Origin of the sequence: Gluconobacter sp. (genome assembly GCF_047723935.1) — a bacterium.
Taxonomy (GTDB): Bacteria; Pseudomonadota; Alphaproteobacteria; order Acetobacterales; family Acetobacteraceae; genus Gluconobacter.
The window spans coordinates 1-11,725 of record NZ_JBDOBO010000068.1 but is presented as its reverse complement, the minus strand read 5'-3'; the positions used below and the strand labels follow the sequence as shown (position 1 = coordinate 11,725).

General features: G+C 56.7%; 6 protein-coding genes and 1 tRNA gene. All 7 read right to left on the bottom strand.

The window, feature by feature from the left end:
* Window positions 1-97: 97 nt before the first annotated feature.
* Entirely contained in the window at window positions 98-6,109 is a 6,012-nt protein-coding gene (locus tag ABF979_RS14010; protein ID WP_415560466.1) for a DUF4011 domain-containing protein, read from the bottom strand.
* Window positions 6,110-6,234: 125 nt separating this feature from the next.
* On the bottom strand, window positions 6,235-6,651 hold the full coding sequence (gene atpC / locus ABF979_RS14005; protein WP_415560465.1) for an ATP synthase F1 subunit epsilon: 417 nt from the start codon (window positions 6,649-6,651) through the stop codon (window positions 6,235-6,237).
* A 5-nt stretch (window positions 6,652-6,656) separates the two neighbouring features.
* On the bottom strand, window positions 6,657-8,120 hold the full coding sequence (gene atpD, locus ABF979_RS14000; protein WP_099213283.1) for a F0F1 ATP synthase subunit beta: 1,464 nt from the start codon (window positions 8,118-8,120) through the stop codon (window positions 6,657-6,659).
* Window positions 8,121-8,141: 21 nt separating this feature from the next.
* Window positions 8,142-9,029: a F0F1 ATP synthase subunit gamma gene (locus tag ABF979_RS13995; RefSeq protein WP_046900217.1), complete on the bottom strand. Its 888-nt coding sequence runs from the start codon at window positions 9,027-9,029 to the stop codon at window positions 8,142-8,144.
* 9 nt (window positions 9,030-9,038) lie between these two features.
* The gene (gene atpA / locus ABF979_RS13990) at window positions 9,039-10,574 is read right to left on the bottom strand and encodes a F0F1 ATP synthase subunit alpha (protein ID WP_046900218.1); all 1,536 of its coding nucleotides are present in this window, start codon (window positions 10,572-10,574) and stop codon (window positions 9,039-9,041) included.
* Complete coding sequence (atpH, locus tag ABF979_RS13985) at window positions 10,574-11,146, bottom strand: ATP synthase F1 subunit delta (RefSeq protein ID WP_064274294.1); 573 nt, start codon at window positions 11,144-11,146, stop codon at window positions 10,574-10,576. The genes atpA and atpH overlap by 1 nt, the downstream gene beginning before the upstream one ends.
* Window positions 11,147-11,651: 505 nt before the next feature.
* Window positions 11,652-11,725 (bottom strand) — tRNA-Gly (locus ABF979_RS13980).

Below are 11,725 nucleotides of genomic sequence, written 5' to 3'. Positions count from 1 at the left end.
CCTACACTTTTCCCCCTTACACACACTTTCCATTCACAAAACAAAACTAAAAAAATCAAAAAAAACACCAGAAAAATCATCTGGCGTCCCTTTTTCCTTAGTTTTCTATGTTTGCCGCCGCAGAAAGCCATGCGTCATGGAAACGCAGCCTGCTCGCCGCCCCGATACGCCCTAATCCGCAGGCTTTTCGCATCTCTCCGATACCCTCTTCTTCTCCAAGTCCTTTGTCCTGCTGTTCTTTGGCCAAGACCATTAGAACCGACATCGGAACCTGAGCAGGATCAACACTCTCTCCAGGGGTTCGCTTCAAGACGGTCTCAGGATCGCAGACAACATCTTCTGTTTCCCAAAAGAACGTTCCAGCGTCTTCGACAGTTCTTCCAACGCCATCAGGGATGGCTGTGAGAACTCGCTCCCGGATCTGTCGTCCCGCCCGCGCGAAACCATGTTGTCTCGCGATTTTCTGGATCAGGGCCGTTTCATGCAGAACCCCCTTCTCGCAGAGAGCCTGCTGAATCAGAGATTGCAGAACCGGCAGATAGTCATCATCTGTGAAACGCGCCGCATCTGGCTGTGCCGATAATGCCTCTTCACTATCGTCCTCCGGAATGTAGGGAGCAGGCACAGCGGCGCTCGTGTCATGAGGGACAAACCCCGCGTAGAGAGATGGCTCTTCTACGAAAGCGCTTTCAGTCTCCGGCACTTCCTGGACCTCAGTATCTGGCTCCTCGACCGGAAGACTAAGTCGACTTTCTCTTACGGCTTCCAATCTCAGCTTCAGGGCTTGATCCAGACGTTCCACCTCGCGGTTCGCATTCAGCCACCAGTCAGTCGACCAAACACGGAAAATCACCCAGCCAAGATTTTCCAGAACGGCCTGACGCAGTCTGTCGCGATCACGCGCGGTGGCACTGCGATGGTAAGTTGCGCCATCGCACTCGACGCCCGCAAGAAAGCTTCCGGGCATGTCCGGGTCCACCACACCCAGATCAATCCGAAAGCGGGAGACACCTATCTGGGGACGAACATCCCATCCGCGTTGACGCAATAACGCCGAGACTTCGAGTTCAAAGCGGCTTTCTTCTTCTCCGACTGACCCTTGATGCAAACCGGCAAGTGCACCTGCACCGTGCTCTGCAAAAGTCAGAAACTTCCGAAGATGCAATACACCTTCTGCAGAGCTTCTGGACGGATCGATCTGTTCAGCGCGCAAGGAACCAAAAACAACCAGTTTTTCACGCGCCCGCGTCACAGCGACGTTGAGACGTCTTTCACCGCCCGCACGATTCAATGGACCGAACGAAACGTAAGGCGCCCCTTTTAGCTCCGGCGCATAGGTGAGGGAAAAGAACATCACGTCCCGCTCTTCGCCCTGCACATTTTCTAAATTCCGAATCAGGACGGGTTCCGGGCACTCTTCGCTGAAGAACGGCACCAGAGAGGAATCCTCCATCTGGGCCTTTTCCAGCAGATCAGTAATCAGTGTCTGCTGTTCTCCATTGAACGTTACGACGCCAACGGATTTCTCTCCGTCAGTCTTCAAATGCCTTACAACAGCATCCGCAACAGCTCTGGCTTCTGCCGGATTGGTTCTGCTGCCACCTCTCTGGTAGTTGCCCCCCTCCACAAACTGGAAGGAAACAGCTCGATCCTGCGTCACGTTCGAGGGGAACGTGATGAGGTCGCCGCCATAATACTGACTGTTGGAAAACGCGATCAGGCTCTCGTGCCTGCTGCGATAGTGCCATTTCAGCGTAATTTCCGGCACACCAGCCGCACGACACTCATCGAGAATGGACTCCATATCGCAGAGTTCGCCGTCTTCGTCCTCATTCTCACTTCGTGCAAAGAAGCTGGTCGGCGGTAGCTGCTTGGGGTCTCCGACCACGATCACCTGTCGGCCACGTCCGATGGCCCCGATGGCGTCCCATGTCGGGATTTGCGAGGCTTCATCGAAAATGACCAGATCGAACGGCTCACTATCTGGGGGGAGATATTGCGCTACGGAAAGAGGGCTCATCATGAAGCAGGGCGTAAGCGCTCTCACCGCCCGTGGTGCAGCAGCAGCCAACTGACGAATCGGCATATGCCGGGCTTTTTTCTGCGCTTCACGATGAATCATCACATACTGTGAGTCCTGCCGCCGCACGTCCTGAGCGGGAATATTACCTGAGAGCCTTGCCCGGATCAGACGCCCTGCCAGACTGGCAGCATCACCATCCCACGTCTTGAAGCGCTCGATCTGTTCTTCATGTGCTGCGGCAACGAAACCGCGCAGTCGTGGCTGCTCATCAACGGCTGCTGCCAACCACCATCGGGCATAAGCGGCAGTCAGAACGGATTGAAGCTCTTTCGGAGCCACGCGCTCTGCCACAAGCGCCTCTACTAACGGACCCAGTCCCAGACGCTCAGCTGTGTGACAGGCCTTTCGCCACGCACACCAGTCCCGCAGATTCTTACCCTGCTCAAGCCAGCCAGTCAGATGTTGAGACAAACGCAGCAGCCAGTCTTCGCCATCTGGCTCGATTGCAAGAAGAGGACTTCCCGCCAGGTCAGCCAAAAGGCTCAGGCTTTCCTCAGCAGCCGAAAGTGCCTTCCTGAACCCCGTAATTTTCAGACCTACCGGCCCACTCTCTGCAAGAAGATCGCGCCCTTCTGTAAGCCGCTCCCGGATTTGCCGTCTCACAGAGAGCAATCCTGCGAGATCCGGGACGCAGCTTGCCAATGCCGTGCGAATCTCAGTTCCCCAGAGCAGAGCGGCTTCGATTTTTTCAAAATCGGTCGTCACATCACTCCAGAGAGAACCGACAACCTCTCTATGAGGGGCTCCCTTCAGGTCGCGTTCCAGCGCAGACAGCTCCAGAAGCCGGGACAGCTCATCACTCAAGTCGTCCGGTAAGACGCTTTTCGCACTCGCTTCAAGTCGGCGGCGTACAGCTTTCTGAGCACTCCTGCGCGAAAGAAGCCATTTGTCTTCGGAGTCCTTCCACTCACGATGCAAGTCTTCCAACGGGAGTGTTTTCGCATCACTCCAACGCACAGCCAGCCCCTGCTCCAGAGTGCAATGACGTGCAATCCGTTCTTTTTCTGCAAGAACAACCTGAGCCTTGTCCTGCGCATCTTCGGAAAGGGCCCACGCTCCCCAGGCCGCTTCCGGTCGATACAACAGAGCACAGAACGACTGGAGTCGATGGAGCTGAGCCAACGATCGGTCAGTGCCAGTCAGACCCAGTACGTAGCACAGATCATCCGTTGCTTGAGACAACGCATCGATCTGCCCTCTCAAAGCCTGACTCTGCTGAAGAATCTGATCCTGCCAGCGAGACGTCCACTCTTCCTGCTCTATTCCCGACAACTGAGGCGACAGAGCATCCCGCCCGAAGCGCTCATAAAGCCCCGCCAACAGACTGGCCGCATTCTTAAGCGACTCCCAGTCTGTTTCAGCATGGGCGTCTGGAGCTGACCATTTCAGAGCAAGCGGATAAGTGCCGTTACGATCGGCCTCCAGAACCACGCCTATGGCCTGATAGGGAGTCCATCCGTTGTTCCACCGCTTATGCAGATCCTGCACATAGGCATTCAGATCCTGGCGGACGGCCATCAGACGGCTTTGGGCCGACGTCCATTCCGCTGTTGAAAACTCTTCCCTGACCAGTTGAACCTGCTGAAACTGTTCCAGTACTGCGCCACGCCCCGCCTGAGGCGAAAACAGATCCAGGCAGAACTCACCCAGCCCTACAGAACGCAGACGATTCCGTACGACTTCCAGCGCAGTTCTTTTTTCTGCGACGAACAGGACCGTCTTACCCCGTCCCAGCGTATCAGCGATGATATTGGCAATCGTCTGACTTTTGCCGGTTCCCGGCGGACCGATCAGGACAAAATTTTCACCCGCTGCCGCCCGGACTACGGCGGTCAATTGGGACGAGTCAGCTTCCATGGGACAAAGCAGGGAAGCCTCGTCCAGAGCGTTATCCAGCGATTTCTGTCCCTCGAACAAAGCCGTGGGGAAACCACTTTCGGTGTCATCAGCCTCTGAAACCCCATCCAGCAGACGACTGGCAACCGGGTTAATACGCAGAGCGTCCCGTCTTTCCTGCAAATCCTTCCACATAAGGAACTTGGCGAAAGAAAGGGTCGTCAGGCTGACACGTTCCTGCACTTCCCATTGCGGGAGCTGGCGGATTTTTGCGCGGAAAATATCAAAGATGCGCGCAACGTCCAAGCCAGCCTCATCCTGAGGAAGCTCTCCTTCCAGTTCAGGAAACCGCATGGCGAAATCTTGTCGAAGAACTTCCAGAAGACTGCCATTCACCCGACTTTCATCGGCATGGGCACGCAACCGGAATGGAGCGTTAATGCTGCTACGTTCCAGAATAACGGGGACCAAAATCAACGGAGCTCTCGCCTTGCGATCCCGCCCCCGAGGTTCCCACACAAGCTCTCCCAGAGTCAGGAAAAGTGTATTTGCCCCACCCTCCTGCGCAGCCGCACGAGCCTTGCGATAGATTTCTGTAAGAGCGGACTGTAAGCCAGCTTCATCCCGGGCAACCAGCAGTTCACCGTGCTCCAAAGCCTCCGCAGCAATAGCCCTGTGCTGATCGTCATGATGACGCTGTTGATGGAGCACAGCACTCCTCGGGTCAGACCCATCCATCAGTTCGGGACGAGCTCGCAGCCTGAGCGCTGGTTTCCGTTCCCCTCCCCGCATTTCTGCCAGACGGTCTTCCAACCTTCCCGGATCTGCACAGCAGATCTCGATGATCTGCTTCTCAGAGCGTGGCAGGTTCAGAAGGCGGCTTCGGCCTGAAATATCCAGTAGCCGTTTACACCAGCGATCCAAACGGGATTCCGGTGTCTCTTCGTTTTCATGGTCTCCGAGCTCTTCCCGAAGATCCGGCGCTGCTTTCAGCCGAGGCGTGGCAGAGGTCGCCACGTCATCGCTCTCGGCCGGGTCAGTATTAGGCAAAAGCGATGACAACGGCCGAATGCGGCGCAGTCGGGCACGGTGGACGTCTATGACCTCTTCAAATTTCGATTCTTCACCGTCATCCTGAAGCTGGGCAAGCCCACGCTCACAGGCTTTTGCGAAATCCGGGCAAGACGCTGCAGTTACAAGCGTTGTCTCGAACACACAGACATCATCAAGGGCTACCCTGTTCCGCAGTCCAGGCAGATCCTGAATGACTGAGGTTCCAGACTGCTCCCGAGACAGCCAAAGCCCAGTAAACGCATGACCTTTGAGCATGATCAGTAATGGCCGCAAGCCAACAGCTTCTAGGCAGGAAGCAAACAGTAAGGCTGTATCCAGACAAGTCGCCAGGCGGTCTTCCACAATCTGAGTTGGAAGACGCACCCTCTGGCCAGCCTCCACAAAAGAGGCCGGTGGACTGACATACGTAATGTTCAAGCCAGCAATTGCGCACCAGATCGCCTGTGCCTGTTCCCACGCCCGCTTTCGACCACCTTGGTATCCCTCCAAAGAACCACTGTAGCCTGCCTCCTGTAGAAGAAGAGAAGCTGAACGAAGAATTTTTGCGACAGCAGGATCATTCGGTAGAACAAAAGCAGCAAGCAGATCGGGCAGCCCCTGTAATCCGCCCCATTCGCTCCGGCAGCGGACAGTCAGAGGAAGAACTCGTTCGAGAAGCGTTGCCCGCGCACCATCGGGCTGTACCTCCGAGACTGTAAAATGAGCTTCAGCGCGTGTTGCTTCGCTCAGGGAGGCAAGGTAGGCGCCATCCAGTTCCACATCGAGGCGCTCTAACGCCCGAAACTGTCCTATTCCGAGAGACTGAATTCGCCAGGAGGTTGTTCGGAGCACACCGGGCTTGGAATGCAGCGTAATCTCGACATCTGAGAGATCCCGATCTGCACGATTACGAACCGCAAGCTCCAGCAAAACTGGGACGCTGTTTTCCCAGAGAGCACTACTGACGCTCTCCCGGACGACAACCGTCAGCTCGACGATATCTTCTGCAATTGGTTCAGATGTCGCGCCTTCTTCCCGCTCTGCGTCTACTACGTCCCCAGCACATTCGATTGCCTCTACAGAAGCGAGATCAATGCCCTCGGACATAATTTCAGTGTCAGGGGAAGAGTCCGTCATTACGCGCCACCATCACTTGGTAAAGTCTGGACGGCAGCATACAGGAAGCTTGCGGACAAAGAAAAACCCACCCAGTCAACTGACCGGATGGGTTTTTTCTCTTTTCATAGATGCTGCGTTCAGCCTCAGACTGAAGCAGGACCTTCAACAGCTTCCAGTTCAGCGCGAACGCTCTGGATTTCACGGCTGAGACGATCATGCGCATCAGTGTCGTTCGGCTCGATCTGGGCCCATGTGGTTTCCAGATCCCGCAGTCGATCACGGGCATCATCCGCAGACAGCTCGCTCATAAGCTGAGCAGAATCTGCCAGAATGGTGCAGTGTTCTGCGCCCATATCTGCGAAACCACCGCTCACAAAATAACGGTCGACGATCTTGTCGCCTTCATACAGTGCCACAACGCCACCACGCAGCTGAAGCATCAGCGGTGCACGGTCCGGCATGGCTGCAATATCGCCCTCCATGCCCGGGACCACCGCCATGTCGACCTGACGGTCAACAAGGCGCTTTTCCGGGCTGACGATCTCGATGCGTAGGGGCATCAGGATCAGGCCTCCTGCTTCATCTTCTCGGCCTTGGCGATGGCCTCGTCAATGTCGCCAACCATGTAGAACGCGCCTTCTGGCAGGTGATCGTATTCACCATTTACAACAGCCTTGAAGGAACGGATCGTGTCTTCCAGAGCAACCAGCTTGCCAGGTGCGCCTGTGAACACTTCAGCCACATGGAACGGCTGGGACAGGAAGCGCTGGATGCGACGTGCACGGCCAACGATCTTCTTGTCTTCTTCAGACAGCTCATCCATGCCCAGGATCGCGATGATGTCCTGCAGACCCTTGTAGGTCTGAAGCGTCTGCTGAACCTTACGAGCGATGTCGTAGTGTTCCTGACCGACGATCTTCGGATCGAGCGAACGGGACGTGGAATCCAGCGGATCAACAGCCGGATAAATGCCCATTTCAGCGATCGAACGGTTCAGAACCGTCGTTGCATCAAGATGCGCGAAGGTCGCGGCCGGAGCCGGATCGGTCAGATCGTCAGCAGGGACGTACACGGCCTGAACGGACGTGATGGAGCCCTTCTTGGTGGACGTGATGCGCTCCTGAAGGGCACCCATTTCCGTTGCTAGCGTCGGCTGATAGCCCACGGCGGAAGGAATACGGCCCAGCAGAGCGGACACTTCCGAACCAGCCTGCGTGAAGCGGAAGATGTTGTCCACGAAGAACAGAACGTCCTGACCTTCTTCGTCACGGAAATATTCTGCGAGTGACAGACCCGTCAGAGCAACACGGGCACGTGCTCCCGGCGGCTCGTTCATCTGGCCATAGACCAGAGCAACCTTGGAGCCTTCCGTGGAACCGTCTTCAGCTATCTTGATAACGCCCGCGTCCTGCATTTCGAAATACAGGTCGTTACCTTCACGGGTACGCTCACCCACACCTGCGAACACGGACACGCCACCGTGTGCCTTCGCGATGTTATTGATGAGTTCCTGAATAATAACGGTCTTGCCAACGCCTGCGCCACCGAACAGGCCAATCTTGCCGCCCTTCAGGTACGGGCAAAGAAGGTCAACGACCTTGATGCCCGTTACGAGAATTTCGGACGCAGCAGCCTGCTCCTCGAAAGACGGAGCCTTGCGATGGATCGGGAAATACTTGTCGCTAACGATCGGACCACGCTCGTCAATGGCTTCGCCAATGACGTTCAGGATACGGCCAAGTGTAGCCGGGCCAACCGGAACCATGATCTGCTTGCCAGTGTCACGGACTTCCGCGCCACGGCTCAGGCCGTCCGTCGTGTCCATGGCAATGCAGCGGACCTGACGCTCACCGATTTCCTGTGCAACTTCCAGAACAAGCGTGTGATCGCCGTTCTGAACATGCAGGGCGTTCAGGATAAACGGAAGATCGCCTTCGAACTGCACGTCAACAACCGGGCCACGCACCTGCGTGACACGGCCGACGACGTTATTTGCAGCCGGGGCAGAAGGGTTAAGAGTCTCAGACATCGGTTCGTCTCCTGCGTGATCTCAAACGGCTTCTGCGCCGGAGATGATCTCGATCAGTTCATTGGTAATGTTGGCCTGGCGCGTACGGTTGTACTTCTGGGACAGACGGTCGATTGCCTTGCTGGCATTCCGGCTCGCGTTGTCCATAGCCGTCATCCGTGCACCTTGCTCACCTGCTGCACTCTCCAGCAGGGCAGAGAAAATCTGCACCTGAAGATTGCGTGGCAGAAGATTGGCCAGGAGCGTAGCCTCATCGGGCTCGAATTCGTATTGGGCAGCCTCAGCAGGCGCCGCATTGTCATTTTCCGCGACGGACAGAGGCACCAGCGGAAGCTGGATGGCAATCTGCGTCATCGCGTTGACGAAGCGGTTGTAGATCAGCGTGCAGCGATCAATCTCGCCGGCTTCAAGCATGGCGACAATTTTCTTGCCCACATACTCAGCCTTGTCGAAACCGACGTCACGGCCTTCCGTCCCTGCCACGCGCTCAACCACCAGATCCGGATATTCCTTTGCAAGAATATCAGCACCCTTACGGCCAACCGGCAGAAGACGCACTGTCCGACCCTCATCCCGCAGCGTGCGGATCAGCTGACGCGCACTCCGAACGATGTTGGCGTTAAAGCCACCCGCCAGACCACGATCCGAAGTCAGGACCACCACAAGATGGACCTGATCCTTACCCGTACCGCCCAGCAGCGTCGGCAGGCTGGACGCATCAGCGCCGCGGCTTGCCGCTGCCAGTTCCGCCATCATGCGGCCCATGGCCTCGGCGTAGGGACGAGCCGCCTCAGCCTGGGACTGGGCGCGTCGCAGCTTGGATGCTGCGACCATTTTCATGGCGTTCGTGATCTTGCGCGTCGATTTGACGCCCGTGATCCGACCGCGCAGTTCCTTCAGCGAAGCCATGGACTATCCTCAGGCTGCAAAGCGCTTACCGAAAGCTTCGAGCAGCTCCTTGAGCTTGCCTTCCGTCTCCGGCTTGATCTGGCGATCGTTGCGGATGGCCGTCAGAATGCCAGCGCCAGCGCCACGCATTTCCGTCAGCAGTGCAGCCTCGTAGGCCACAACCTTATCCACGGCGATCGGATCAACATATCCACGGGTACCAGCGAAAAGAACAACAACCTGCTCTTCAACCGGAAGCGGGGACGTCTCAGGCTGCTTCAGCAGCTCGACCAGACGTGCACCACGATCAAGCTGCTTGCGCGTTGCAGCATCCAGATCGGAAGCAAACTGCGAGAACGCAGCCATTTCGCGATACTGAGCCAGCTCAAGCTTGATCTTGCCAGCAACCTGCTTCATCGCCTTGATCTGAGCGGCCGAGCCCACACGGGACACAGAACCACCGACGTTCACAGCCGGACGGATACCCTTATAGAACAGGTCCGTCTCAAGGAAGATCTGACCGTCGGTGATGGAAATCACGTTGGTCGGAATGTACGCAGCCGTATCACCAGCCTGCGTCTCGATGACTGGCAGAGCCGTCAGAGAGCCACCGCCGTTGGCATCAGACATCTTGGCTGCACGCTCGAGAAGACGGGAGTGCAGATAGAACACGTCACCCGGGAAAGCTTCACGTGCCGGCGGACGGCGCAGCAGCAGTGACATCTGACGGTATGCAACAGCCTGCTTCGACAGGTCATCGTAGCAAGCCAGAGCATGCATGCCGTTGTCACGGAAGTACTCACCCATGGCGCAAGCCGTGTAGGGAGCCAGATACTGCATTGGTGCAGCATCAGAAGCCGTGGCCGCAACAACGATGGAATACTCCATCGCGCCCTGCTCCGTCAGCGTACGAACAAGGTTTGCAACCGTGGAGCGCTTCTGACCAACAGCAACGTAAATGCAGTAAAGGGACTTCTTCGGGTCGCCTTCGGCATTGACAGGCTTCTGGGCCACAATGGTGTCAACCAGGATCGCCGTCTTACCGGTCTGACGGTCACCAATGATCAGCTCGCGCTGGCCACGTCCAATCGGCACCAGAGCGTCAATGGCCTTGATGCCCGTCTGCATCGGCTCGCTGACCGACTGACGCGGCATGATACCCGGAGCCTTCACTTCAGCGCGGCGATATTCCACGTCCGTCAGCGGGCCACGACCGTCGATCGGGTTACCAAGGCCGTCAACAACGCGACCAAGGAGCCCCTTGCCAACCGGAACTTCAACAACGGACTTCGTGCGAAGAACCGTGTCACCTTCACGGATTTCGTCGCCATCACCGAAAATCACGATACCGACGTTGTCGGCTTCGAGGTTCAGCGCCATGCCCTTGAGGCCAGAGCCTTCAAACTCGACCATTTCGCCAGCCATGACATTCGTCAGGCCGTAAACACGAGCAATGCCGTCACCAATCGACAGGACCGTGCCCGTCTCGGAAACGGTCTCGACCTTGTCGAAAGACGCGATCTGCTGCTTGAGGATGTCCGAAATCTCAGCGGGACGGATATCCATCACGCGGCTCCCTTCATGGCGTTCTGCAGGCGAGTCAGGCGCCCGGCGATCGAAGTATCAAACAATGTAGAACCGACACGTACAGTCATGCCGCCAATCAGGGAGGCATCTGTACGTTCGATCATGGACACGCGGCTGTAACCCGCTTCGGCCAGACGGCCCTGAAGCTGGCTGCGCTGCATGTCAGTAAGAGGCTGAGCGGAGCGGATTTCTGCAACGGTTTCGCCGCGGAGGCTCGCATCAAGGGCCAGCACGCCGTCCAGAATAGAAGCGAGATCAGCAAGACGGTGGTTAGCAGCAATCACGCCGACGAAGCGACGGACGGCATCTCCGAAACCGAGTTTCTCGGTCAGGGCACCAGCAACCTTGCTTGAGCGATGTGCATCAAGGCGGGAGTCCGCAAGGAACGTCCGCAGGTCAGCACTCTGGGAAATCGCATCGCGAAGTCCCCGAACCTGAGCCAGCACATCAGAAAGCGCTCCCTGCTCTGAGGCATAATCGTAAAGCGCTCGGGCATAGCGTTGAGCCAAGCCACCTGTGGGTCCCATCTGCGGCACCTGTGTCACCGTCACACGCGTGTTCCGTCTCACTTTTCCGCCGCAGGATGCGGCCGGAACCGGCTTATCCGGTCCCTTGCTTCCAAATCCGTTGGGATTCAGGCACACACGACCCTACGCAGGATTCGTCTGAACCCGGTCCTCCACTTGGCGCCGCCTCTAGCACGTCCCCATGATCCAGTGCAACCGAGGCAGAGCTACAACCTTACCGCACAACTAAATTTTTCAGCGTAACACTGCTCTTTGCAGGCAAATTCTTCATTCCCAAAAAACAGTAGCGCGCATGCCAGCCTGCTACTGTCAGGGAGAGCTCAGAATTTCTACAATTTTGCGGAAGTGCTTCACAATCATTGGGGACTGTGTTCAGGCAGAGATAAAACGCCGGGCATCGAGCAAGAGAGTTGCGGAGTATGCAATCAGCTCACAGGAACTGCGGCCAGACGCTTGGCAGAGCAGAAAAGGCACATACGAAGTACCCAGCCCTGTTAGTCGCTTGGATTAGATTTTTTAGGAAACCTACTGGAGCGGGCGAAGGGAATCGAACCCTCCTCAGAAGCTTGGAAGGCTACTGCATTACCACTATGCTACGCCCGC

Excerpts from the sequence above, each read along its gene's own strand:
- atpC (WP_415560465.1), bottom strand. The coding sequence starts at position 6,651 with ATGCCCCTACGCATCGAGATCGTCAGCCCGGAAAAGCGCCTTGTTGAC.
- ABF979_RS14010 (WP_415560466.1), bottom strand. The coding sequence starts at position 6,109 with ATGACGGACTCTTCCCCTGACACTGAAATTATGTCCGAGGGCATTGAT.
- ABF979_RS13995 (WP_046900217.1), bottom strand. The coding sequence starts at position 9,029 with ATGGCTTCGCTGAAGGAACTGCGCGGTCGGATCACGGGCGTCAAATCG.
- atpA (WP_046900218.1), bottom strand. The coding sequence starts at position 10,574 with ATGGATATCCGTCCCGCTGAGATTTCGGACATCCTCAAGCAGCAGATC.
- atpD (WP_099213283.1), bottom strand. The coding sequence starts at position 8,120 with ATGTCTGAGACTCTTAACCCTTCTGCCCCGGCTGCAAATAACGTCGTC.